The organism is Neglectibacter caecimuris, from assembly GCF_034335015.1.
Lineage (GTDB): Bacteria > Bacillota > Clostridia > Oscillospirales > Acutalibacteraceae > Acutalibacter > Acutalibacter caecimuris_A.
On sequence record NZ_JAWXXK010000004.1, the window covers coordinates 27420 to 51742 of the forward strand.

At 52.6% G+C, this 24323-nt stretch carries 20 protein-coding genes; 18 read left to right on the forward strand and 2 right to left on the reverse strand.

Annotation, left to right across the window (positions count from 1 at the left end; translation table 11 throughout):
• Nucleotides 1-2 precede the first annotated feature (2 nt).
• Complete coding sequence (locus tag U8T64_RS06450; RefSeq protein WP_322182111.1) at nt 3-635, forward strand: GNAT family N-acetyltransferase; 633 nt, start codon at nt 3-5, stop codon at nt 633-635.
• Between the two features lie 2 nt (nt 636-637).
• A complete protein-coding gene (locus U8T64_RS06455; protein WP_322182113.1) occupies nt 638-1975 on the forward strand; it encodes a replication-associated recombination protein A in 1338 nt (445 codons plus the stop codon).
• A 64-nt stretch (nt 1976-2039) separates the two neighbouring features.
• Here the strand turns inward: U8T64_RS06455 and U8T64_RS06460 are convergent, their stop codons facing one another.
• Complete coding sequence (locus U8T64_RS06460; protein WP_322182115.1) at nt 2040-3377, reverse strand: MATE family efflux transporter; 1338 nt, start codon at nt 3375-3377, stop codon at nt 2040-2042.
• Between the two features lie 1085 nt (nt 3378-4462).
• Between U8T64_RS06460 and U8T64_RS06465 the strand changes: the two genes are divergently transcribed.
• Together U8T64_RS06465 and groL are read left to right on the forward strand one after the other, a co-directional pair.
• Complete coding sequence (locus tag U8T64_RS06465) at nt 4463-4747, forward strand: co-chaperone GroES (RefSeq protein WP_322182117.1); 285 nt, start codon at nt 4463-4465, stop codon at nt 4745-4747.
• A gap of 53 nt (nt 4748-4800) precedes the next feature.
• Nucleotides 4801-6420, forward strand: a complete 1620-nt coding sequence (groL, locus tag U8T64_RS06470) for a chaperonin GroEL (RefSeq protein ID WP_322182119.1) — start codon at nt 4801-4803, stop codon at nt 6418-6420.
• 114 nt (nt 6421-6534) lie between these two features.
• Here groL and U8T64_RS06475 read toward each other — a convergent pair whose 3' ends face one another.
• Entirely contained in the window at nt 6535-7842 is a 1308-nt protein-coding gene (locus tag U8T64_RS06475; RefSeq protein ID WP_322182121.1) for an alpha-L-fucosidase, read from the reverse strand.
• A gap of 351 nt (nt 7843-8193) precedes the next feature.
• Between U8T64_RS06475 and U8T64_RS06480 the strand changes: the two genes are divergently transcribed.
• The 14 genes from U8T64_RS06480 (at nt 8194) to U8T64_RS06545 (ending at nt 24225) form a co-directional block, all read left to right on the forward strand.
• The gene (locus U8T64_RS06480; protein ID WP_322182123.1) at nt 8194-8928 is read left to right on the forward strand and encodes a helix-turn-helix transcriptional regulator; all 735 of its coding nucleotides are present in this window, start codon (nt 8194-8196) and stop codon (nt 8926-8928) included.
• A 124-nt stretch (nt 8929-9052) separates the two neighbouring features.
• Complete coding sequence (locus U8T64_RS06485) at nt 9053-9961, forward strand: ABC transporter permease (RefSeq protein WP_322182125.1); 909 nt, start codon at nt 9053-9055, stop codon at nt 9959-9961.
• 16 nt (nt 9962-9977) lie between these two features.
• Nucleotides 9978-10886, forward strand: a complete 909-nt coding sequence (locus U8T64_RS06490) for a carbohydrate ABC transporter permease (protein WP_322182127.1) — start codon at nt 9978-9980, stop codon at nt 10884-10886.
• Nucleotides 10887-10925: 39 nt separating this feature from the next.
• Nucleotides 10926-12632 (forward strand): extracellular solute-binding protein, encoded by a 1707-nt coding sequence (locus U8T64_RS06495; RefSeq protein WP_322182129.1) that lies wholly within the window; start codon nt 10926-10928, stop codon nt 12630-12632.
• 107 nt (nt 12633-12739) lie between these two features.
• Nucleotides 12740-13423: a D-lyxose/D-mannose family sugar isomerase gene (locus tag U8T64_RS06500; protein ID WP_322182131.1), complete on the forward strand. Its 684-nt coding sequence runs from the start codon at nt 12740-12742 to the stop codon at nt 13421-13423.
• A gap of 2 nt (nt 13424-13425) precedes the next feature.
• Nucleotides 13426-14568 (forward strand): carbohydrate kinase family protein, encoded by a 1143-nt coding sequence (locus U8T64_RS06505; protein WP_322182132.1) that lies wholly within the window; start codon nt 13426-13428, stop codon nt 14566-14568.
• Complete coding sequence (locus tag U8T64_RS06510) at nt 14562-15425, forward strand: class II fructose-bisphosphate aldolase (protein WP_322182134.1); 864 nt, start codon at nt 14562-14564, stop codon at nt 15423-15425. Before U8T64_RS06505 ends, U8T64_RS06510 begins: the two co-directional genes overlap by 7 nt.
• 24 nt (nt 15426-15449) lie before the next feature.
• A complete protein-coding gene (locus U8T64_RS06515; protein WP_322182136.1) occupies nt 15450-16142 on the forward strand; it encodes an N-acetylmannosamine-6-phosphate 2-epimerase in 693 nt (230 codons plus the stop codon).
• Entirely contained in the window at nt 16139-17035 is an 897-nt protein-coding gene (locus tag U8T64_RS06520) for an ROK family protein (protein WP_322182138.1), read from the forward strand. Before U8T64_RS06515 ends, U8T64_RS06520 begins: the two co-directional genes overlap by 4 nt.
• 176 nt (nt 17036-17211) lie before the next feature.
• Entirely contained in the window at nt 17212-17892 is a 681-nt protein-coding gene (locus U8T64_RS06525) for an ABC transporter ATP-binding protein (RefSeq protein WP_322182140.1), read from the forward strand.
• A gap of 298 nt (nt 17893-18190) precedes the next feature.
• Nucleotides 18191-19429, forward strand: a complete 1239-nt coding sequence (locus U8T64_RS06530) for a hypothetical protein (protein ID WP_322182141.1) — start codon at nt 18191-18193, stop codon at nt 19427-19429.
• Between the two features lie 13 nt (nt 19430-19442).
• Nucleotides 19443-21506 carry an ABC transporter permease gene (locus tag U8T64_RS06535; RefSeq protein ID WP_322182143.1) on the forward strand — a complete coding sequence of 688 codons (2064 nt, stop codon included), beginning with the start codon at nt 19443-19445 and terminating at the stop codon, nt 21504-21506.
• Nucleotides 21507-22068: 562 nt separating this feature from the next.
• Complete coding sequence (locus tag U8T64_RS06540; RefSeq protein ID WP_322182145.1) at nt 22069-22587, forward strand: RNA polymerase sigma factor; 519 nt, start codon at nt 22069-22071, stop codon at nt 22585-22587.
• Between the two features lie 21 nt (nt 22588-22608).
• Entirely contained in the window at nt 22609-24225 is a 1617-nt protein-coding gene (locus U8T64_RS06545) for a DUF4179 domain-containing protein (RefSeq protein ID WP_322182147.1), read from the forward strand.
• The last annotated feature ends 98 nt before the right edge of the window (nt 24226-24323 follow it).

Below are 24323 nucleotides of genomic sequence, written 5' to 3' on the forward strand. Positions count from 1 at the left end.
TTATGAAGCTGCTGCAAAGGCTGAGAGGAGAAATGGAAACCGCCCGCCTGCTTTTAAGGCGCTGGAAGAGGGACGATTTTCAGGAGTATGTACAGCTTATGTCCGATCCGGAGGTCATGCTTCCCGCCGGGGCAGAGCCTGCTTCCACCCTGGAAAAGGCCATGACCGCCTTTCACCGGGATCAGCGCAATGAGGGGTGCTTTGCCATTACCCTGAAGGAAACGGGTCAGGTGGTCGGGCGGATCAAGTTCCAATCCGATCTGCGCCGGTTTCATGTGAAGAGCCTGTCTCTGGGGTATGAGCTGCGGCGGGACTGCTGGGGGAACGGCTATATGCCGGAGGCCCTGCGGGCCATGATTGTGCGGGCCTTTGAACGGGAAAAGGTAGATGTGCTGGGGATCAGTCATTTTTCGGAAAACACTCGTTCCCGAAGGGTCATCGAAAAATGCGGCTTCCGGTATGAGGGTACCATTCACCATGCCGTGCGCCGAAGCGATGGAGAGATCATGGACGACATGTGCTACTGTATTCTGCGGGAGGATTACCCGGCCTGGAAAGAGCTCTACGGCAGCGGCGTGGAATCGGACCAACCGCTTTTGGAGCAGGAAAATCTTTCATACCGAAGGGAGAAGTGAGCATGTGGCAGCAAACCTTTTTTGAGCCGGATCCCCAAAGCGTTCCGCTGGCCACCCGCCTGCGTCCCAGGGATCTCACGGAATTTGTAGGGCAGGAGCATTTGCTGGGGGAGGGCAAGGTTCTGCGGAGGCTCATTGACCGAGATCAGGTTACCTCCATGATCTTCTGGGGGCCGCCTGGGGTGGGCAAAACCACCCTTGCCCGGATCATCGCCGGAAAGACCCAGGCAAATTTTATCAATTTCAGCGCCGTGACCAGTGGAATCAAGGAGATTAAGGAGGTCATGGGCGAGGCGGAGAAAAGCCGCCTGCTGGGGGAAAAGACCATTCTGTTTGTAGATGAGATCCACCGCTTCAACAAGGCTCAACAGGACGCCTTCCTGCCCTTTGTAGAGCGGGGCAGCATCGTGCTGATCGGCGCCACCACGGAAAATCCCTCCTTTGAAGTGAATTCCGCTCTGCTTTCCCGGTGCAAGGTGTTCGTGCTTCAGGCGCTGACTGTGGCGGATCTGACGAAGCTTTTGCACCGCGCTCTGGGGGACGAGCGAGGCTTCCCGGGCATGGAGGTGGAAATTTCGGAGGATATGCTGGAAACCGTGGCAAGTTTCGCTAACGGCGACGCCCGCACGGCCCTGGGCACATTGGAAATGGTGCTGCTGAACGCGGAGCATACCGGGAAAAAGGTAGTGGTGACCCCGGAGCTTTTGGAGCAGTGCGTCAACCGGAAATCCCTGCTGTACGATAAAAAGGGGGAAGAGCACTACAATCTTATCTCCGCCCTGCACAAATCCATGCGAAACAGCGACCCGGACGCGGCGGTCTACTGGCTGGCCCGTATGCTGGAGGCCGGGGAGGATCCCCTGTACGTGGCAAGGCGCCTGATCCGGTTTGCCAGCGAGGATATCGGCATGGCGGACAGCCGGGCCCTGGAGATCGCCACGGCGGCCTGGCAGGCCAGCCATTTTATCGGTATGCCGGAATGCACCGTGCATCTCACCCACGCCGTGGTGTACCTTTCTCTGGCCCCGAAATCCAACGCGCTCTACATGGCCTATGAAAGCGCCAAAAAGGACGCGCTGGAGATGCTGGCGGAGCCGGTGCCCCTTGCGATCCGCAACGCCCCCACCAGGCTGATGAAGGAGCTGCACTATGGCGAGGGCTATCAATACGCCCACGATACGGAGGAAAAGCTGACAAATCTCCAGTGCCTGCCGGATTCCCTTCAGGGAAAAAGCTATTATCACCCCACCGACCAGGGCAGCGAGGCCAGAGTAAAGGAACGCCTGCGGCAGATCAAGGAGTGGAAGCGGCAGCATTCGCCGGAGAAAAAGGAAAAATAGTTGTAAACAAAAAAGCGGCCCTTCCGCACAGTTTAACGCGGAAGGGCCGCTTTTCTGTGCCGCCTTAGGAAACCAGACGGTGCTTCAGCGTGCGAAACCGGAGAACTCCTACAAGATCCGCCAAAAACCAGCCGATGGGAACCGACCACCAGATGCCGGTGATGCCGATCCAGGGTACGGCGGAAAGGGTATAGGCCAGCAGGACCCGGGTACCCAGAGAGATCCCGGTCAAAATCAGGGACATGCCGGGGCGCTCAATGGCCCGGTACAGCCCGTACAGCAAAAACAGCCCGGCGATCCCGCAGTAAAACGCGCCCTCGATCCGCAGATAGGAAATGCCGATGGAAAGGATCTCCGTTTCCTGAGGCTGAAGAAACAGCAAAAGCAGCTGCCGGGCAAACAGCACCACAAGAGCGGAGACGCACAGGCTGAAAAGGAGAGACACACGCAGAGCGGAGCGAATTCCCCGCCGAATACGCTCCGGCTTTTTTGCGCCGTAGTTCTGGGCAATAAAGGTGGAAAAGGCGTTGCCGAAATCCTGCACGGGCATATAGGCAAAGGAATCGATTTTCACAGCGGCGGCAAAAGCTGCCATCACTCCGGCCCCAAAGCTGTTTACCAGGCCCTGCACCATCAGGATCCCCAAATTCATCACGGATTGCTGTAAGCAGGTGAGTACAGAGGCCGAGCTTAATTCTCTGACCGCCTTTCCGCTGATTTTCATAGCGCCCCGATGGATCCGCAGCCAGGGACAGCGTAGCAGCGTGTACAAAAGGATCCCCAGCCCGGAGCACCATTGTGCGATCACCGTAGCCCACGCGGCTCCGGCGGCGCCCCGCTGAAGCACCAGAACAAACAGAAGATCTAGCCCGATATTCAGAAACGCCGCGCCGCCCAGAAACAGCAGGGGAGCCATGGAATTTCCCACAGCCCGCAGAAGGGAGGCGTAATAATTGTACAGGAAAGTGGCGCCGATCCCCCAGAATACCACCCATACATATTCCCGCATCAGGGAATACACCTGGGCAGGCACGGAAAGCGCGGCTAAAATCTCATCCAAAAAGAGAAAGGCCGCGGCGTTCAGCGCCAGGGTAAGGACAAGGATCAAAAGAAACGAAACAAACCGGTCAGACCGCAGCCGCTCCAGATCTCCCGCCCCGTAGCGCATGGAAAAGATCGCGCCGCTTCCCAGGCACAGCCCCAGCAGGATCGAAGTGAGAAAGGTCATCAGCGTATAAGCGGAGCCCACCGCTGCCAGCGCGTCAGAACCCAGATAACGGCCCACAATGAGAGTGTCCGCCACATTGTAAAATTGCTGCAAAAGATTACCGCAGATCATAGGCACCGCAAAGCGCAGCATAGTTTTTGTAACAGAGCCCTGTGTCAAGTCGTGACTCGCCATGGCTTGTGACCTCCCTTCCGAACATTGAAACCGGAAACTATCATACCCCAAAACGTGAAGAAGGTCAAATCGGGGTTAAGCGGCGATAAGCAATGAGAAATTAGCAATTAGCAATTAGCAATTAGCAATTAGCAATTAGCAATGAAAGGGCCCAAGCGTTGCAGGCAGCGCCCGATTGTAACCAGCGCCCGCTGGATTGGAATTTGCAGCGTTGGTTACAACGCTTGGGCCGCCGCACTCACTCGTGAAGCTGCTTAGTGCAAACGGACAGTTTCCGGCCCGACCCTTAGTAAGCAGATAAATTGGAATTTAGCGGCGAGGCGCCGCAGCCACTCGTGAAGCGGCCGAGTGTAAGAGAACAGCTTCTGGCCCGACCGTTAGCAAGCAGATAAATTGGAATTTGTAGCGTGCCGCTACACCTGCTTGTGAAGCTGTTGGGTGCAGGAGACTGGTTTTCGACCCGACCAACGGCGAGGTGCTCACTTCCCACCTGTCATTCTGAACGAAGTGAAGAATCTCGTCCTTTTGCCCTTTTTACGTAGGAATCAAGGCCGAGATTCTTCACCTACGGCTCAGAATGACGGTGAGAGACCTGTGTGCGAAACTATAATTTAGCGGTCTCCCTGCGGTCGGGTCAGAAATCATTTTCCTGCACCAAGCAAGGGCACGAGTGGCCGCGGCGCCTCGTCGCCAAACTATAATTTACCGCATTCAATTTATTGTTTTGTTGCCCCCTGCTAATTGCTCATTGCCAATTCCTAATTTCTCATTCACATTTGCGCCCCCAAAATATGAAGGATTTGTTAAAAGTCAAATTTTTCTAAAAACCTATTGACTTTTCCTGACCATGAAGCTAAAATAAGTTTAGCACTCAGGGGTAAAGAGTGCTAAAATCCCCTGAGAACGCCAAAGCGGTGAAAGCCTTCGCCTGCTTCGGCGCAAAGGAAGGTAATCCTCTTTTTCGCGCGGCTTCGCGCGGTTTTAGCCCTCTTCCCCGGAGAGAGCGAAAACAGTTGAGATTTTTTACCGGGGAGAAAGGAACGGCCCGGAAAACGGAAAATCAAAAGGGCCGAGGGTGTGTGTTTATGACCATTAAACCACTGTTGGACAGAGTTCTGATCAAGGCTGAGGAAGCGGAGGAGACCACGAAGAGCGGCATCGTACTGGCAGCCAAGTCTCAGGAAAAGCCCCAGATCGCCCGCGTGATTGCGGTGGGCCCCGGCGGCGAAGTGGATGGCAAGGAGATCAAGATGTACCTGAAAGAAGGAGATCGCGTGATCTCCGCCAAGTACAGCGGCACGGAAGTAAAGATCGATGGGGAAGAGTATACCATCGTAAAGCAGTCCGATATCCTGGCTGTGGTTGAGTAAGCTTGTAATCTGTTCTTCACTATTCAAGTATTTTTAGAAAGGATCGATATACTATGGCAAAGCAGATCATTTACGGCGAGGACGCGCGCAAGGCTCTTTTGAGCGGCGTAAACCAGCTGGCCGATACGGTAAAGATCACCCTGGGGCCCAAGGGCCGCAATGTGGTGCTGGATAAGAAATTCGGCGCTCCCCTCATCACCAACGACGGCGTGACCATCGCCAAAGAGGTAGAGCTGGAAGATCCCTATGAGAACATGGGCGCTCAGCTCGTTAAGGAAGTGGCCACAAAGACCAACGATATTGCCGGCGATGGCACCACCACCGCCACGCTGCTGGCACAGGCTCTGGTTCGCGAGGGCATGAAGAACGTTACCGCCGGAGCCAATCCCATGGTGCTGCGCAAGGGCGTACAGAAGGCCACCGAGGTGGCTGTCGAAGCCATTGAGAAGAATTCTCACAAGGTTTCGGGCACCAAGGATATTGCCCGTGTAGCGGCGGTTTCCTCCTCCAGCGATGAGATCGGCGACCTGATTGCCGAGGCCATGGAGAAGGTCACCTCCGACGGCGTGATCACCGTGGAAGAGTCCAAAACCGCCGAGACCTACAGCGAAGTGGTAGAGGGCATGATGTTTGACCGCGGTTATGTGACCCCCTATATGGCCACCGATACCGATAAGATGGTAGCGGATCTGGACGATCCCTACATTCTCATCACCGATAAGAAGATCAGCAACATTCAGGAGATCCTGCCCCTGCTGGAGCAGGTGGTACAGTCCGGCAAGAAGCTGCTCATCATTGCCGAGGATATCGAGGGCGAGGCTCTGACCACCCTGATCCTCAATAAGCTCCGCGGTACCTTTACCTGTGTTGCCGTCAAGGCCCCCGGCTTCGGCGATCGCAGAAAGGAAATGCTGCTGGATATCGCCACCCTCACCGGCGGCCAGGTCATTTCCGAGGAAGTGGGTCTGGAGCTGAAGGACGCTCAGGTTTCCCAGTTGGGCCGTGCCCGCCAGGTCAAGGTGGATAAGGAAAACACCATCATTGTAGACGGCGCCGGAAATTCTGCTGATATCAAGGCCCGCGTCGGTCAGATCCGCGCCCAGATCGAAACCACCACCTCCGATTTTGATCGGGAAAAGCTGCAGGAGCGCCTTGCCAAGCTGGCCGGCGGTGTTGCCGTGATCAAGGTGGGCGCCGCTACGGAGATCGAAATGAAGGAAAAGAAGCTCCGCATTGAGGACGCTCTGGCCGCCACCAAGGCCGCCGTGGAGGAAGGCATCGTAGCCGGCGGCGGTACCGCCTGCATCGACGCGATCCCCGCTGTAAAGGCCTATGTGGAATCCGCCGAGGGCGATGAGAAAACCGGCGCGGCTATCGTGCTGAAAGCTCTGGAGGAGCCCGTGCGTCAGATCGCCGCCAACGCCGGCATTGAGGGCTCCGTGATCGTGGAGCAGCTCAAAGCGAAAAACAAGGTGGGCTATGGCTACAACGCCCTGACCGGTGAATTCCAGGATATGGTCAAGTCCGGTATTGTGGATCCCACCAAGGTGACCCGTTCCGCCCTGCAGAACGCCTCCTCCGTGGCCTCTACCATTCTGACCACGGAATCCCTGGTAGCGGATATCAAAGAACCCGCTCCCGCCCCGGCCCCCGCCGCTCCCGATATGTACTGATTTAGTTGTTAGGAGTTAGCAGTTAGCAGTTAGAGAAGGGCCTTTCATACAACGAAAAGAATCTCCTTAACGGTACGATCCGCTAAGGAGATTCTTTTTTATGCCCGTATTCAGTTATTTTAAGGTTACTTTTAGTACGGTGTCGATGGGATCGGGTAAATCGGGGTCTTCTCCCAGGTCGATAAAGGCGTAATCGGCGTCCAGTCCGATGGTTACCCAGGCATCAGAAATACGCACTTCAGAACCGCTGGCCAGTTCCCGGATACATTTGATCTCCTCTCTGGAAACGCCGTGCAGCGGCAGGGGGCCTACTGTGTTTTCATACACGTGCAGGTAGAGGTCCTTCCCGTTTTGAGTGATCCTGCCCCAGTCCGGCTTAGGAAGCTCAGACTTTCCGCAGCCGATGATGCTGTCCTTGTTTTTCTCCATCCATTTGCCGATTTCCTCCAGAGCCTTTACAGATTTCTCCGGGATATAGCCGTTGGCGTCCGGCCCCACATCCAAAAGCAGATTTCCGCCTTTGGAAACGATCTCCACCAGCTTTTTGATCAGCATGGGGGTGGACTTGAAAAAGTGATCGTCTTTGGCATAGCTCCAGTGGTTGTTGATGGTCACGCAGGATTCCCAGATCAAATCGTTTCCGTTGACGTCTTTCATGCCGTCAGGCGGGATCACCTGTTCCGGGCAGCAGAAATCCCCGTGATAGGGGGGGGGTTTTCCCAGAGACATGGAGTCCTTTTTGGCGGCGGAGGTCTCCAGGCGATTATCGATAATGATCCCAGGCTGTAACTCCCGCACCATGGTCACCAGCTCGGTGGCCCTCCAGTCCTCTCCGTTGATGTCATCATAGGAGAAATCAAACCACATGATATCGATTTTTCCGTAGTTGGTGCAAAGCTCCCGTACCTGGTTGTGCATATAGGTCAGGTATCTGTCAAAATCCCGGTCGTCATTGGGGAAGGCGGGATCATTTCCCTGGGGATGGCGGCTGTTCCCGTAATGGGGATAGTCGTCATGGTGCCAGTCCAGCAGAGAATAGTAAAGGCCGACCTTCAGGCCCTCCTCTCGGCAAGCCTCCACGTATTCCCGGATCAGATCCTTTCCATAAGGGGAATTTGTGATCTTATAGTCGGTATACTGGCTGTCAAACAAGCAATAGCCTTCATGGTGCTTGGCCGTCAGAACCATGTAATTCATGCCTGCCTTTTTGGCAAGTCTGGCCCATTCCCTGGGGCAGTTGGGGGCGGGGTTGAATTCCTTGGCATAGGGAGTATACTCCTCGTCCTGGAACCGCTCGGTTTCCTGCACCAGGCACCCTCTGCCGATAAGAGAATACAAGCCGAAGTGGATAAACATGCCGAACCGGTCATGCACAAACCATTTCATTCTTTCTTCATACTTTTTTCGATCAAACTGATACATTGCTACAACTCCTCTTACAGACGTTCTTTTGAAAACGCCTGACAAAATTGACCCGTACTTATTTCGTAAAGTACGTTCCTTGGACAAACCATAATGAAAAAAGGGTGAAACAGCAATGCAAAAAGTAATTGTCTTTTTATACATTCCTTTTGAATTGCCTTGTAAATTCGTTTTCTGTGATATAGTGAAATAATAGGGAGGATGTTGCAAAAAATCAAAATAGTGGCTGAAAGAAACGAAAAATCCGAAAAAACGGCTTTTCAGCGGAGTGAAGAAAGGAATGAGATCAAAGCTATGTTTTGTGTGCAAAACCTGGGTTTACAAGCGCAGCATGAGAAAGATTCTGCCAATATGGGTCAGGATCTTGAGAACCTCTATGTGATCCGGTGTTTCCGTACTCCTGCGATGGTTTTGACAAAGCGGGGGCTGATGCGTGCGGAATCCGGTGCGTGTTTTCTGAAGTCTCCGGATTTTACTCAGCAGATCTCCATGCCGAAGCAAGGGAGAAGCAGCGTGGTAAGCGATTGGCTTTCTGTTTTTCCCGAGGCGGAGTTTGAAACCACGTTGAATCAACTGGAAATTCCCACTAACGTGCTGATCCGGGGAAACAGAGTGGATCTGCTGGAGCGGGATATCAAGCGGATCCTCGATGAAAGAAAGAAAAAGCTGCCGTATTATGAAAATGCGATCCACATTCAAATAGAAGCACTGTTAATCAAATTAGCCAGAGCTGCGAAACAGGCGCAGATGACCGCCTATGAAAGGAAATATGAGGCGGAGCTGATTTCTCTGCGCAATTACATGTACGATACTTTGGAAAAGGATTGGTGTTTGGAGGAAATGGCCCAAAAGCTGAATATCAGCCAAAGCCGTTTTTCCATTATGTACAAAGAATATTTTCAGGTAAGTCCCATCAAGGATCTGAACAAAATGCGCGTAGAAAGGGCCAAGGTGATGCTTCTTACCAGCGATATGAAGCTGGGGGAGATCGCGCAGATCCTCGGGTTTAAAAACGAATACTATTTTTCCAAGGTTTTTAAGAGAACAGAGGGAATTCCGCCGGGAAAATACAGAAATGAGGGCTGATTCGACAAAAGGAATGTATAAAAAGGCAAAACGAAAAGCGATTGTTTTTTATAAAAAATCGAAGTACGATAATGAAAAATTAGAGAAATTCACCAGTGCGTAATGAGAAGGAGGAGAAAAATCTATGGGAAAGAAACTTAAAAAGGGGTTTAAAAGCAGCTGGCAACTATATCTTCTGCTTCTGATCCCCGTAGTTTACGTTTTTATTTTCAGCTATATCCCGATGTATGGCGCTACCCTGGCGTTTAAGAACTTTAACCCAATGAAGGGAATTATGGGATCTGAGTGGACAGGTCTTAAGTATTTCCAGCGTTTTTTCAACTCCCCTTCTTTTGGGAACATTCTTTCCAATACGCTCCTTCTCAGTATTGAGAACCTGATCTTCAGCCTTCCGCTGCCCATTCTTTTGGCGCTTGCGCTGAACGAATGCAAAAGCAAGGCGGTCAGTAAAACCGTGCAAATGGTGACCTATGCTCCCTATTTCCTTTCTACAGTCATCATGGTTTCCCTGCTGATGCAGTGGTTTTCCGTAAACGGCGGGCTTTTCAATAATATTTTGGCCCTGTTTGGGAAGGAACCGGTCAATCTGTTTAGTGACGCGGCCTATTTCCGGCCTACCTATATTATTTCCAATATCTGGCAGTTTACAGGCTTTAATTCCATTATTTATTTAGCGGCTCTTTCTTCCGTAGATGTCAGCTTGTATGAAGCGGCGAAAATGGACGGTGCCTCCAAACTGAAAAAGATCTGGCATATCGACTTGCCCTCCATTTTGCCTACCATCATTATTTTGCTGATCCTGAACACCGGGCAGATCATGAATATCGGTTTTGATAAGGTCTACCTGATGCAGACTGACTTGAACCAGCAGGCTTCGGAGATCATTGCGACCTATACCTATAAAATCGGCCTCTTGGATATGGACTTTTCCTATTCCACAGCAGTGGGACTCTTTAACTCCGTTGTGAATTTCATTCTGTTGATCTCCGTCAATCTTTTGTCACGTAAATTCAGCGAAACCAGTTTATGGTAAAAGGGGGGGAAAGAAAATGACAGTAACAAAACAGAAGAAAATCAGGGAACCCTTAGGAGACAAGGTGTTCAATGTGATGAACTACATTTTTCTGGGCTTTTTCTTCCTTGTTGTGGCGTATCCGCTGATCTATGTGGTAAGCGCTTCCTTCAGCGATTCCAACGCGGTGATTTCAGGCGAGGTGTGGCTGTGGCCCGTGGGCTTTAACATAGAAGCTTATAAAACGATCTTCCAGGAAAAAAGTATTATGACCGGCTATATGAACACCATTATTTACACGGTGTTTGGAACGATTTTCAATTTGATTTTAACTACCTTGGCGGCTTATCCGCTTTCCCGGAAAAAGCTGTTCGGAAAGAGGATCATCACCTGGTTTTTCATGCTCACCATGTTTTTTTCCGGAGGACTGATTCCTCTGTATATTCTGGTAAAAGATCTGACCCTGTTAAATACCAGAACAGCCATTATCATTTTGGGCGGTATTTCTATTTACAACATGATTGTCATGCGCAGCTTTATTACCAGCTCTATTCCGGACGATCTTTACGAAGCGGCAGAGCTGGACGGCTGCAGCGATATCGGGATCCTGTTTCGGATCGTCCTGCCGCTGGCCAAGCCGATCCTGGCTGTTATGGTGCTCTATTACGCGGTAGGTCATTGGAACGATTTCTTTACCCCGCTGATCTATACTTCCGCCCCGGAGCTGAAATCTCTTCAGCTGATCTTAAGAGAGCTTTTGATCCAGAATAAAATGGAGACTCATATGGGCTCCCAATCCATGGCGTCTGTCATAAACCGCATGGGAATGTACGAGCTGCTGCGGTATGCCATTATTGTGGTGGCGAGCGTCCCGGTCCTTTGTATTTATCCCTTTGTACAGAAGCACTTTGTCAAGGGCGTTATGATCGGTTCAATCAAGGGATGACCCTTTTTTGATAATAATTTATGTTTGGAGGAGAACTAAATGAGTAAAAAGATCACAGCACTAGTCCTGTGCCTCATACTGTGCGTCAGTGTTTTCGCCGCTTGCGGAACGCCAAGCCAAAGCTCAGGTACGGACGATCCCGCTTCCTCAAAGGTTGAAAGCGCAAGCGCTCCCGCTTCCAGTACAGTGGGAACCAATGAGGAACACCCCAACTGGGTCACGGACACCCCGATCACACTAAAGGTTTGGACGTCGAAGCCTACCAGCGTGGAGGATTTCAACACCAACAAGTACATCGTGTGGCTGGAGGAGCAGACCAATGTAAATCTGGAGTTTGATCAGTCCGCCACCGTGGAGCCCGAGCAGAAGCTGAACCTTTCTCTGGCCAGCGGCGATTATCCGGATATGTACTGGACCGCAGGTACCGGCATCACCGAATCCAATTTGAGCAAGTACGGCAGCGCGGGCGCGTTCGTTCCGCTGAACGACTACATTGAGCAGTACGGGAATAACGTCAAGCGCTGGTTCAATGAAATTTCTTTCCTGGAGGGGGCCTCCACCTCTCCCGACGGCAATATCTATGGTATTCCCAACTATTCCGGAATTTATCATGTTGCCTACGGCCAGAAAATGTGGATCAATCAGGCGTGGCTGGATAATCTGAGCCTGGAAATGCCCACTACTCTGGACGAATTCCGCAGTGTTTTGACGGCCTTTAAGGAGCAGGACGCCAACGGAAACGGCGATCCCAACGATGAGATCCCGCTGACCGGTATCAACGAATACTGGCATGGTGATTTCACCAGTTATCTGATGTGTTCCTTTATCTATGATGACGGTGATAAGAGGCTGAATGTCCAAAACGATACCGTTGATACCATCGTCGATAAAGATGAGTACAAGGCCGGCTTAAAATACATGGCTCAGATGTATAAGGACGGTCTGATCAATCCCGAATCCTGGTCCTCCAACAGCGAGCAGATCAAGAATCTGACAGCGCAGAATACAGTAGGCTGTGTCTCCGGCGGTCATCTTCTGGGTTGTGCTGATCTCAGCTCCGACATTGCCCAGAACAGTGAAACTGTACCTCCGCTGAAAGGGCCTGATGGAGTGCAGACCTGCGGCTATTATGGAAATACTGTCGTCAGCGGAACCCGCGCGATCATCACCAGCGCCTGTGAGTATCCGGAAGAGGCCTTTAAGCTGATCGACTTCATGTTCTCCGAGGACGCTTCTTTGAGAGCTCGTAAGGGCGAGTACGGTGTGGACTGGGGCCTTGCGGAGGAAGGCGAAAAAACCTGCGATGGCAGAGAGGCCAAATATAAGGCTCTGTCCGAGTATACCGGCGCGGGCAATGTAGAGCAGAACCAGCATATTGATAATAACGGCGTGTGGGCCGAAACCAACGACCAGTTTATGGGCCTGTGGACCACTCCGGAGAATTTTGATATGCGCGATTCCAACTATTTTGAGCAATTCCTGTTTGTTCAGACGAAGAAATATGATGGCTTTGAGCCCGAACAGACTTTGCCTCCCATTGTTTTTACCGATGAGGAAAACGCCGAAGTCGCCGATATTGAAGTCGATGTGAAGAAGTATGCGGATGAGCAGAGAGCGCTGTTTATCAGCGGCCAGAAGGATATCGACGCGGAATGGGACGCATACGTGCAGCAGCTTGAAAACCTTGGTCTGAGCAAAATGGTTGAGCTGTACGATAAGGCATATAAGCGCCAGTATGTAAAGTGATCCTTTGAAAAGCGATCTCCTAAATTGAAGCAATACAGAAAAGTGCTGACATCTATGCTCTTTTGCGGATATCAGCACTTCTGTGTTGTAAAAAGGGAAGGGAAATTATGAAGCGTTCTACCATAAACAAGATCATTCGGGAAAATATTGAATTTCTGAAACAGCAGGGCTTCCATTTGCCGCCCTTTGCGTTTTTCACGCCTGAGGAGTGGGCGAAAAAGGGAAGCGAATATGATGAAATACGGGAAAACTGCCTGGGCTGGGATATTACGGATTTCGGTTCGGGTGATTTCCGGAAAATCGGCCTTTTCCTGTTTACCCTGCGTAACGGTAACCAGCAGCTGCCGGAGAAATATCCCAAGGTCTATGCGGAAAAGGTGATGGTGGTGGAGGAAGGCCAAATAACGCCCTATCATTACCATTGGTATAAAATGGAGGATATTATCAATCGGGGCGGCGGTACGCTGGTCATTCAAATGTACAACAGCCACCCGGAAACCGATCTTTTGGATCAGGAAAGCCCCGTAACCATTCATTCAGACGGCCGCGTTTATACAGTACCCGCCGGAAGTAAGATCCGCTTGCGGCCGGGCGAAAGCATTACCGTATATCAGGGGCAGTATCACAGCTTCTGGGCGGAAGGCGGAAAAACCATGGTCATTGAGGTTTCCCAGTGCAATGATGATTCCAAGGACAACCGGTTTTTGGAGGAAACCGGGAGGTTCCCGGAGGTGGAAGAGGATACTCCGGCGGAATTCCTGCTCTGCACGGAATACCCGGTGGTGTTGTAGCTATGGAGAAAAAGGTTATAGTAGCGGGCCATGTGTGTATGGACATCACACTGCCGTTGGGTGGGAAAAAGGTTTCGGAAATCGGCCAGCTGCTCCGCCCCGGCAAGCTGTTCAGCGTGGGGGAAGCGGCGGTATATCCCGGCGGTGTGGTGGCAAACACCGGGCTTGCCCTGAAGCTGTTTGACGTAAACACGGCTTTGGTGGGAAAGCTTGGCTGCGATCCCTTTGGAGATATCATCTATTCGAATTTTGCGGAACGGGACGCGGAAAGCTGGCTGATTCGCGAGAAGGAGGAGACCTCTTCCTATACGGTGGCTCTGGCAGCCCCCGGCATTGACAGGATCCTGCTGAACCACCCCGGCGCCAACGATACGTTTTCCGCCGCGGATCTCTCTTCCGAGCTTTTGGAAGGAGCTTCTCTTTTCCATTTCGGATACCCGCCGTTGATGCGCAAAATGTACGAGAATACCGGAGAAGAGCTGGTAGCGGTGCTGCAAAAGGCAAAAGCCGCCGGGGCGGTCACCTCTCTGGATCTTTCCATGGTAGATCCAGATTCTCAAGCGGGAAAAGCAAATTGGAAAAAGATTCTGGAAAAATCCCTTCCCTACGTGGACATCTTTGTACCCAGCGCCGAAGAGCTCTGTTATATGTTGGACAGGGAAAAGTATGAAGCCTTGCGGAAAAGGGCAGGGGCTGCGGATCTCTGTGAGCTGATCAGCATAAACGAGGATATTCGCCCGCTGGCGGAAACCTGCATGCGTCTGGGAGTAAAAATTCTCCTGATCAAGTGCGGTGCGCCGGGACTGTATTATCGAACTGCTTCCACCAGGCAGCTGGAGCGGATCAGTAAGGTGCTTGACCTGAAAAAAGATGATTGGGCGGAAAAAGAAGGCTTTGAAGCAAGCTATATCCCCGAACAAGTCCTTTCGGGGACGGGTGCGGGTGATACCAGCATTGCAGCCTTTTTGGCGTCACTTTTAAAGGGCTGCGGGCCGGAGGACTGCGCGCGGTTCGCGGCGGCAACAGGCGCCTGCTGCGTTTCGGCCTATGACGCACTCAGCGGCTTAAAGTCCTTGGAGGAGCTGGACAAAAAGATCCAAAGCGGGTGGAAAAAGAGAGAAAGCAAAGGAGAAGCATCATGCTGATAACATTAAAAGAAATTCTGGAGCTTGCCGAAAAAAAGAAAATTGCCGTAGGCGCCTTTAACGCCGCAAATTTGGAAAGCCTGCGGGCAATCATAGACGCGGCGGAGGAGCTGGCGCTTCCGGTAATCCTCCAGTTTGCTCAATGCCATGAGCCTTGGGTGCCTCTGGCATTGATCGGGCCGGTGATGGTCGATGCGGCCAAAAAGGCTTCCGTGCCGGTTTGTGTCCATCTGGATCACGGAGAAACCTTGGAATACTTGGAAGAGGCTTTGAAGCTCGGTTTTACCGGTATCATGTACGACGGTTCCACCCTGCCTTATGAGGAAAATCTGGAAAATACCGGAAAAGCAGTCGCTATGGCGAAAGCCGCCGGAGCGTCCGTGGAAGCGGAGCTGGGCAGTATGGGGAAAAGGGAATCCGGCACAGGAGAGGAAAGCGGGGAAAAAGACAACACGAAAATCTATACGAACCCCCAGAAGGCTAAAGAATTTGTTTTGTCCAGCGGAATCGATGCTCTGGCCTGCTCCTTCGGAACTACCCATGGGATCTATTTGTCAGAACCGAAGCTGAATTTCAGCATTGTGGAAGAAGTGCGCGCGCTGACCGGTGGAATTCCGGTGGTGATGCACGGCGGCTCCGGGATCGGCAAAGAAGATTTTCAAAGAGCGATCCGCGCGGGTGTACGCAAAATCAATTACTTTACTTATATGGATAAGGCCGGTGGAGGAGCGGCGGAGGACTATTTGCAGCACCTTCAGCGTGAGCCCAGGTTTTTCTCTTCCATCTCCGCTGCCGCGAGAACCGCCATGCAGGAAAATGTAAAAAGCGCCATGAAAATATTTTCCTTTCAGGAATAAGCTAGCTTGGAAGGAGGCGCTTGTATGAGAAAGACCATAGAATCAGCCTGCCGTAAGCTGATCGTTTCCTGTCAGGCCCTGCCTGAGGAGCCGCTGCACTCCTCCTTCATTATGGGGAGAATGGCTCTGGCGGCCTGGGAAGGGGGCGCGGCAGGGATCCGCGCGAATTCCAGGGAGGACATTTTGGAAATTCAGAAAACCGTAGATCTTCCCATTATTGGGATCATCAAGCGGGATTATCCTGGCAGCTCGGTACGCATTACGCCTACTATAAAAGAAATTGATGAGCTTATGGAGGTACAGCCGGAAGTGATCGCTGTAGACGCCACCTGCCGGCCGCGTCCGGACGGGAAAACGCTGGATGAGTTTTATGAGCTGATTCGGAAAAAATATCCCACGCAGAAGCTGATGGCCGATTGTGCCACGCTGGAAGAAATGATTCATGCGGATCAGCTGGGCTTCGATTTCATCGGGACTACCCTGGTTGGCTATACGGAAGAAAGCCGCGGCCAGCAGATCGAGACAAACGATTTTGAGTTGATTCGTACATTGGTGAAGCACTGCAAACATCCTGTTATCGGCGAAGGGAATATCAATACTCCGGAAAAGGTCAAACGAGTGATGGAACTGGGGGCATACAGCGTAGTTGTGGGCTCCGCCATTACCAGACCGCAGCTGATCACAGAAACCTTTGTGAAAGCGCTGGAAGAGATATGACGGGGAAACGATACGCCGCCATAGATGTAGGCGGTACGGAGATCAAATACGGAATTTTGGAGGAAACCGGCCGCATTTTGGAAAAAGGATCAGTTCCCACCCCCACCGGAGAAGGTGGCAGCGGGATACTTCGGAAAACCCTGGAAATCGTGGATATTTGCCGGAAAAGCTACGAGATTTGCGGTGTTCCCATTTCTTCTACCGGTGTGGTAGACTGTGAAAAAGGCGAAATTATTTATGCCGGCGAAACCGTTCCGAACTTTGCTGGAACAGCGTTCAAGAGTGCGATAGAAGGCGCTTTTCAGCTCCCCTGCGAGGTGGAGAATGATGTGAACTGCGCCGGACTGGCTGAGTATATCAGCGGCGCGGGGCAGGGCAGTCAGACGATGGTCTGCTTTACGGTAGGAACAGGCATCGGCGGCTGTGCGGTAATTGACGGTAAAGTACTGCATGGGGCCTCCGGCAGCGCCATGGAAATAGGATATTTACCGGTGGGCGGCATCGAATTCCAGCAACTGGGGGCGGCCAGTGTCCTTTGTGAAAAAGTGGCGGCCCGAAAAAAAGAACCGGTAAAACAGTGGGATGGAAAGCGGATCTTTGTCGAAGCAAAGCAGGGGGATCCGATATGCGCCGAAGCGATCGATCAGCTCTGTCTGGCGCTGGGAAAAGGAATTGCCGCCGTCTGCTATGTTCTGAACCCGGATACAGTGGTGCTGGGCGGCGGGATCATGGTCCAAAGTGGTTATTTGGAACCGAAACTCCATCAGGCACTGAAAGCTCATCTTCGCCCCGTTGTCCATCAAGCCCTGCGTTTGAAGTTTGCGGAATACGGAAACGATGCGGGACTCATTGGCGCGCTGTACCATTTTCAGTCGCGGCAAAAGCGTATATAAGTTTGCTGAAAAAATTTGCGTGAAAAAGGGACCTTCTTGTGGCTTATGCGGCACAAGAAGGTTCCTTTTTTGAAAAAATTTTTTTCCCAGGCACCACGGTGGCCTTTTTTTCGTCTAATAACTATCAGGATAAAGGTGCCGGGCTTTTATCGATTTTCGGAAAAGGAGCGAGAACTATGGCTATCTTGGCAGCGGAAAATGTGGAATATATCTACCAGAGCAAATACCAGAAGGTCCATGCGCTGAAGGGGGTAAGCTGCGAATTTGAGGCGGGAAAGTTTTACGCCATCGTAGGGCATTCCGGTTCGGGTAAGACCACGCTGCTCTCCATGCTGGCGGGTCTTGGCACACCGACAGAAGGCAGGGTGCTGGCGGGGGAGCAGGGAAAATCCCTGAAGGAGCTCGGTACGGAACGCCACAGAAGAGAAAATGTATCGGTGATCTACCAGTCCTTCAACCTGTTTCCCACGCTGAATATTCTGGAAAATGTCATGTACCCCATGGAGATTCGGAAAAAGCCCGCCAGAGAGGCAAAAAAGCGGGGAAAGGAGCTGCTCGGCGCGGTAGGTCTGGGAGACGTAAGCCCCAAAAAGCTGCCCGCCATGCTTTCCGGCGGTCAGCAGCAGAGAGTGGCTATCGCCAGGGCCCTGGCTTCCGATGCGAAGATCATTCTGGCGGACGAGCCCACGGGAAACCTGGATACGGAAAACGGAAAAATCGTCATCGACCTTTTGAAAAGTCTGGTACGGGAAAAGGGCTACTGCGTGATCGTAGTCACCCACGACCCCGGCATCGCCGCCCAGGCAGACGTAGTTTACGAAATGACAGACGGCATGCTGGAGGTCAGAACAGGGTGAAATTAGTAATTAGCAATGAAAGGTAGAGCGCGCTAAATTGGAATTTAGCGGTTATCCGCTTACTTCCCACCTGTCATCCTTGACCTTTTTCAGGGAATTTAAGGTCGAGATTCTTCGTCACTTCGTTCCTCAGAATGACAGTGGGGGAGCTGAGTGCTAAACTATTATTTACCTTCCTGCCCTTGCCCTTCCTTGATTGCGCCGAAGGCGCCACCTTCTTCTAGCTTCTAGCTTCTAGTATCTGAAACCCTTTTCTCTAACAACTCCCCAATACCTGTTTGAAAGGACGTGACTTGCCGTGTTTATTTGGAAGGAAGCAGGATATCAGCTGTTTCGAAATCGGGGCAGAACGGTGCTGCTTTGCTGTGTTTCCGCAGTGTTGTGCGGGTGTGTTGCCTTTTACCTGGGAAATATTGAAGCGAACAGAAAGGCCTTGGATAACCTGAATGAAAGCACCCCCGCGGTGCTGCATCTTACCAACATGACCATGGATTCTCTGGACGAGCTGAATATCAATACGGATCGCTTCGATGCTCTGGAACGTCTTGGGCTCCGCAGCGTGACGGCCACCAGCCGGGAAAAGGGATGCCTGGAAACGGCTTATGATTATAACAACCCGGAGTCGGCGGACACGGAGGTTCGGGGACTTAGTTCTTTGGAGGCCGCCGAAATGGATTCGGAGGAATTTATTTCTTATGCGCCGGGAATGGATCAAGCTTGCCTGGAGGGCGAAGAGCCCCTGTGCCTTTTAAGCGAGGACTACGCTGGGGAACACGGCTTTTCGCTGGGCGATACGGTTTCCCTGCAGCTTTGCCAGGTCGCTTATGATATTTACCGCGCCCCGCTGGTTCGGCCGATCTCAAAGGAAAAGGTGGAGCTGCGGGTAGCGGGGATCTTCTCCAAGAATTGTAAGCCGGAGGTCTTTGCCGATTTGTATTTGCCGGTGAAATGGGTGCGCTCTTATGCGGAGCAGGCTGGGGCCGATTTTTATTACGCCAGTATGAGCGCCTCTCTTTTGGATTCCATGAATCTGAACGCCTTCAAGGAGAAGCTGAAGGAGATGGGATATTACCAGCCCATTGTTATGGGAATTCCCACAGATAAAAGCCCCGACCTCAGTGCGGCAAATACCGTTTTTTTCGAGGATCAGAACTTCATCAAGGCCGCGGAAAAGCTGGGAAGCGCGGTGCGCTACTATCGTTTCTTCCTGCTTCCCTTCCTTTTTGTGGTAACAGCGCTGATCACCCTGGCGATTTTTCTGGTGCTGCGAAGCACCCGCAGGGATATGGCCATCGCCTGCTCTTTGGGGCGGCCCAAGGGCAAAACCGCCCTGGCAAATTTACTTGCCGCCCTTTCCGCCCAGCTTGTGGGCTGTGTGCTGACCTTGCCGGTGATCCTGCTGCTGGCGGGGCTTTCCCTGCCAATGGCCCTTACGGTGTGCGGAGCCTTTTTGCTCTGTGCCCTGCTGGGCGATCTGGTGGGGCTGATGGTGCTGCTTCGCTTTGACGCCATGAGCCTGCTGCTGCAATCGGAATAAGGGAGGGAGCTTTATGAAGAACGGTTTCAAGCAATTATTTCGGCGGCCTGTCCGGGTGGCGCTGTTCTTTTTCCTGATGACAGCTGCCTCCATGCTTCTGATTTTCGGTGCGGCCATGTATCTGCAAAACGCCATACGCCTTCAGAAGCTGGACGAGGTGTTTATCACGGTGGGCACGGTGGAGCAGCCGCTGCTTTCCACGGAGTATGTGAACGTCGGCGGGGAATGCGTTTCCTCCGGCTATACGGTTCAAAATTACGGGGAACTGGTCTCCCCACAGGAGCTGGAGTTTCCCGGTGCGGACTATGTGATCCCGCCGGAGCAGCGGCCCTTTTATCTTGCGCATCTGCCCGAAAGCACAGTGGCGATTCAGCCGAACTACTCCAGCATTTTGGAATTTAAGGCCTTGGAATCCTCCCAAACCGGGGGAAAGGCAAAGGTTGTTATTACAAAGGTGCTGCTGGACGGCCAGGTAAAAGCGGAAGAGGAATATTATGACTATGCCAAAACGGAGCCTCTGAAGGTGGGGGAGGAGATCACGGTCTGCCAGCATGAGCTGGAGGGCGCTTTATCCATAGAGGCGGGAAAAACATATATCGGCTGCCTGGAGAAAAAAGCCCCGCCGCTGGATCTGGATTTTCTTCCGGATTTTACAACAATGTCCCCGGAAGAAGTGCTGGCGTGGCAGGAGCACTTTCAGAATCAGGCCGGTTGGCAGGAACCCAATCTGGAATTTTCTCCGGCAGCGGGGCCCTTTACCACTCAATGTGATCCCAGTGGAAAAAAACTCAGTACCTCCTATTATCCCGCCGGCCTGAACGGCACGGCCTATCGCCTGGAGGAGGTGACAGAGGGCTTCTATGAAGAGGGGGGCCACGGGCAGGATTGGCTTGCCCTGCAAAAGCAGATGGAAATTTCCCATCAGATGTACCCGGTGTTGGCCGTGATCGACCCGGGACTGGTTCCCAGCTTTCAGGAAAGCAATGTACATGTGCGGGGCAGAATGATCACGGAAGAGGAATACGCCTCCGGGGCCAAGGTGTGCATGGTTTCCAGAACCTTCGCCCAGAAGAATCTTTTGGGGGTAGGGGATAAGATCAAGCTGCCGCTTCTGTGCGCCATGTACGGCTACCAGCCCGATACGGAATACTACTATGTACATAACCGTGAGGATCCCTGTGGAACCTGGTTTAAGCTGCCGGAAACCTGCAGCCTGCTAAATACCCAGGGAGAGCTGTACAAGCCCTTCTGGGAGGAAGAATATGAGATCGTGGGCGTGTTTAACGTCCGCTTTCCCAAGAAGGATCTTCCCTTTAACAACATGCTGATCATTCCCAAAAGCTCCGTAGGGGCCTCCGATGAAAACAACATCGCTTATTTTGGCCCTATGAACGAAAATATGACCTCCTTCCAGCTGCCCAGCGGCAGTTTGGAGAACTTCCAGGAAGGCTTGCAAAAATATGTGCCCCAGGCCTCTCAGCTCACGATCAAATATAATGACATGGGGTACGCCAGCGCGGCGGAAAGTCTGCGGTCTATTGAAAAGACCAGCCTTTTGCTGTTGATCGCGGGGCTTTTGGCCTCTGCCGCCGTGGTGGCGCTGCTGCTGTTCTTCTTTGTGGTGCGGGAGAAAAAGCGGACCGCCATAGAACGCAGCCTGGGGCTTTCCAAGCGGCGGTGCAGGGTTTCCCTGTTGTCCGGCCTTTTACTCCTCACACTTTTCGCAACGGCTTTGGGAAGCGCCTGCGCAGGAGTTCTGATCAGCAAAACAGAAACTCTGCAGCAGATGGAGGCTATTGCCGAGGAGGTGGAAGGGCCCGACGGAGAAATGATCACAAAGCCTGTTACCAACTGGGATCTGGGCGGACTGTATCATTTCAGCGCCAGCTACAGTCCCTGGGCCATGTGGGATGTAAAGGGAAACCAGGCGAAGCTGGAAGAAATCGGCGTGCCGCCCTTCCTCTATTTTGCCGCGCCGACCCTTCTGTGTCTGCTGGTAGGGGCGCTTTCCCTGCTTTTGATTGACCGCAACCTGAAAATAGAACCTATAGCCCTTCTCAGCAGTAAAATGGAATAGCGAGCTGCAAGCAATACATGCTAAATTGGTATTTAGCGCCCTTTGCCTCCCCTTATTTATAGAGGGGAAACAGACTGCTTCGCAGTCTGCGGGGACCGCCGAACGGCGGTGGAAGGGATAGTCACACGCAGAAAGTAGTATAGAACCGCCAGTTTTAATCCCCTCAGTCACGGCTTCGCCGTGACAGCTCCCCTTACTCGCGCAAGTGGAGCCTACGGGCGCTAAACTATACTCCCGCACCAAGCAGGGACACGATTGCCTGCGGCGGCTCGCCGCTAAACTATAATTTACCGGACTATTCTTTCAAGAAAGTTATAGCTTTCTGCGCTGCGAAGCAGCGCCACCACCGTCCAGCATTTAGAATCTACCATCTAGTATCTGGAAAACAAAGGAGCTACTGCAAAATGCCAAATTTTACAGTAGCTCCTTTCTTATGCTATACTGAAACAAACCTCAAAAAATTTTCGATTGCCTGTAACAAAAGCCCCCCTTTGCGGGATATTACCGGTAGAAGCCCGGGCTGAAAGCAAAAAATTTTGAAGAAGAAAAAGGGGGAACGCATATGGAGCTGAGCTGTTCCGTACTGATGGAGCAAAGGGAGGAAAACGCGGCGGAAGGCCTTCCGCAAACCGCCGAAGAGGTGGTGCGTGCCTATGCCGATACCGTGTACGCCTTAGCGCTTTCCCAGCTTCGTTCCCGCACGGACGCGGACGATGTGTTCCAGGAGGTGTTTCTTGCCTATGTGCGGAGAAAGCCGGAATTTGAAAGCCAGGAGCACCAGAAGGCATGGTTCCTGCGGGTAACGCTGAATTGCTGCAAAAAGCTCTGGCGGTTTCGGAAGCGCCGTAAAACCGAGCCGCTGGAGGAAGCGGTTTCTCTGGAGACTCCGGCGGAAACCGAGTTGCTTCTGGAGCTGGGAAGATTGCCGGAAAAATACCGAGTGCCCCTGCATCTCTTCTATTTTGAGGATATGACCACCGAGGAGATCGCCCGGGTGGTGGAGGCTTCTCCCGGCGCGGTGCGAACCAGGCTTTCCCGGGGAAGAGAGCTGCTGAAAAAGCGGCTGCGGGACGATTTTTGATTTTGAGAGGAGAGAGCTCAAATGATTGAAAAAGCATATCGAAGGATCATGGAGGAAAACAGGGTGGACGCGGCCCTGCTGCAAAATACGATCGAAGCGATGAAGCTGGAGGAAGGCCGCCTTTTTGAAAAAGACGGTGCGCGCGTCAAAAAAGGGAAGCCTTCCTTCGGAAGAGGTTTGAGGCTGGGAACAATAGGCGTAGCGGCCGTGTTTCTGCTGCTTTTCGGAGTAAACGCCGCCTTCCCGGCCTTTGCGGAGTCCATTCCCGGCCTGGGAAGCATTTTTACACTTTTGAACGGTCGCGGGGAGATCGGTTCGCAAATAGGTACCTATGAAGCTTTGATAGAGCAGGTAAACACGAAAGCGGCAGCGGCAGCGGATTCCGGCTATGGGCTTACGGTAAGCGAGGCCTTTTGTGATGGAAAATACCTCTATACCGCCCTGCGGTTCAGCTGTCCGGAGGAAGCGGAGCAATATGAAAAGCTGGCGCTTGCCCATACCGCCTCCCGCGATACTGGGGAAGTAGAACAGGAGCTTACGGTAAAGATCAATGGAACTGAGGCAAAGGTGCTCTCCGCATTGGAGGACGGCCAGAGCGTCTCAAAGGGCCAATGCGCTATGGCTCTGGTAGCGGCCCTGCCTGAAGAGGCTGCTGCCGGAGAGCGGCTGGAGGTTTCCCTGCGGGTGGGGGCCTTGTACGGCTGCTATCCCGGTTACCAGTATGTAAACGGCCCGGAGGACGACATCATTCCAACCGGATTTACAGCGGATTATTCCGTGGGAGTGGATCTCAGCGCTAACCGGGATCGGGAGCTTTTTGCCGAGGATAACGGCGTAAGGCTGTACCGGATTGCCAGTACGCCGGGCTATGCGCTGGTGGAGCTGGAGCTTCCCTTCTGGGGCCGGGAATCCGATACTCTGCTTTCGGACAACCGGGCGATCATCGGGCAAGTGTACCTGTACGATGAAGCGGGAAATCAGCTGCGGGGAAGCAGCGCTCTTTCCGACTATGATTTCAGCAACGAAGAGGAATGCGGATCCATACGGGGCACATGGGTTTTTGATGGTCCACCGGCGGAAAATCAAAAGCTGACCCTGCGGGTGCTGGAGTACGGATTAGACCGCGCGCCGCAGGACGAACGCAGACAGGAAAAGCCGGGGCTTTTTGCGGAATTTACCATCGACCCGGTGCGCGGAACCGCTGCGGCCTCTCAGAGCTACCAGCAGGAGGGATACCGGTGGCTGGATACCCAAGACTATATCGCCTCTCCAAAGCACCCCGATTTTACCGGCGGCTATCTGATCACAGGAGTGCGGGGCTATAACCTGCCCGGCAGCCCCTGGACGGATCGGGTAACGCTGCTTACCGATGTGGAGTCTCCCCAGGTGGAGGCTCGCTTCTACCGGGACAATGAGCTGCTGGGCGCGGTTTCGCCAAGCCGAAGGGTGGACGTCAGCTCCAATACCGGCGGAGCGGCAAAATGGCTGCTGGATTTCTTCTTTGCCTACGGAGAAGAAACCATCAGCACGGATTACACCTGCGGCCCCCTGAAGTGCGACCGCATCGATCTTGTAAACCCCGAAACAGGCGAAGTGCTCTTAGAGGATCTGTATGCGGGCGATGTCTATCGCCCGTAAGAATAGGGAATAAGAGAGCTGCTGCGAAGTGAAAAGCTTCGCAGCAGCTCTTTTCTTTAATTAGACGCTGGACGATAGACAAAGGAAGGGTGGATACA

Excerpts from the sequence above, each read along its gene's own strand:
- U8T64_RS06500 (WP_322182131.1), top strand. The coding sequence starts at position 12,740 with ATGAAGCGTTCTACCATAAACAAGATCATTCGGGAAAATATTGAATTT.
- U8T64_RS06460 (WP_322182115.1), bottom strand. The coding sequence starts at position 3,377 with ATGGCGAGTCACGACTTGACACAGGGCTCTGTTACAAAAACTATGCTG.
- U8T64_RS06525 (WP_322182140.1), top strand. The coding sequence starts at position 17,212 with ATGGCTATCTTGGCAGCGGAAAATGTGGAATATATCTACCAGAGCAAA.
- U8T64_RS06480 (WP_322182123.1), top strand. The coding sequence starts at position 8,194 with ATGGGTCAGGATCTTGAGAACCTCTATGTGATCCGGTGTTTCCGTACT.
- U8T64_RS06475 (WP_322182121.1), bottom strand. The coding sequence starts at position 7,842 with ATGTATCAGTTTGATCGAAAAAAGTATGAAGAAAGAATGAAATGGTTT.
- U8T64_RS06510 (WP_322182134.1), top strand. The coding sequence starts at position 14,562 with ATGCTGATAACATTAAAAGAAATTCTGGAGCTTGCCGAAAAAAAGAAA.
- U8T64_RS06465 (WP_322182117.1), top strand. The coding sequence starts at position 4,463 with ATGACCATTAAACCACTGTTGGACAGAGTTCTGATCAAGGCTGAGGAA.
- U8T64_RS06495 (WP_322182129.1), top strand. The coding sequence starts at position 10,926 with ATGAGTAAAAAGATCACAGCACTAGTCCTGTGCCTCATACTGTGCGTC.
- U8T64_RS06515 (WP_322182136.1), top strand. The coding sequence starts at position 15,450 with ATGAGAAAGACCATAGAATCAGCCTGCCGTAAGCTGATCGTTTCCTGT.
- U8T64_RS06505 (WP_322182132.1), top strand. The coding sequence starts at position 13,426 with ATGGAGAAAAAGGTTATAGTAGCGGGCCATGTGTGTATGGACATCACA.
- U8T64_RS06455 (WP_322182113.1), top strand. The coding sequence starts at position 638 with ATGTGGCAGCAAACCTTTTTTGAGCCGGATCCCCAAAGCGTTCCGCTG.
- U8T64_RS06540 (WP_322182145.1), top strand. The coding sequence starts at position 22,069 with ATGGAGCTGAGCTGTTCCGTACTGATGGAGCAAAGGGAGGAAAACGCG.
- groL (WP_322182119.1), top strand. The coding sequence starts at position 4,801 with ATGGCAAAGCAGATCATTTACGGCGAGGACGCGCGCAAGGCTCTTTTG.
- U8T64_RS06485 (WP_322182125.1), top strand. The coding sequence starts at position 9,053 with ATGGGAAAGAAACTTAAAAAGGGGTTTAAAAGCAGCTGGCAACTATAT.
- U8T64_RS06545 (WP_322182147.1), top strand. The coding sequence starts at position 22,609 with ATGATTGAAAAAGCATATCGAAGGATCATGGAGGAAAACAGGGTGGAC.
- U8T64_RS06535 (WP_322182143.1), top strand. The coding sequence starts at position 19,443 with ATGAAGAACGGTTTCAAGCAATTATTTCGGCGGCCTGTCCGGGTGGCG.
- U8T64_RS06450 (WP_322182111.1), top strand. The coding sequence starts at position 3 with ATGAAGCTGCTGCAAAGGCTGAGAGGAGAAATGGAAACCGCCCGCCTG.
- U8T64_RS06520 (WP_322182138.1), top strand. The coding sequence starts at position 16,139 with ATGACGGGGAAACGATACGCCGCCATAGATGTAGGCGGTACGGAGATC.
- U8T64_RS06490 (WP_322182127.1), top strand. The coding sequence starts at position 9,978 with ATGACAGTAACAAAACAGAAGAAAATCAGGGAACCCTTAGGAGACAAG.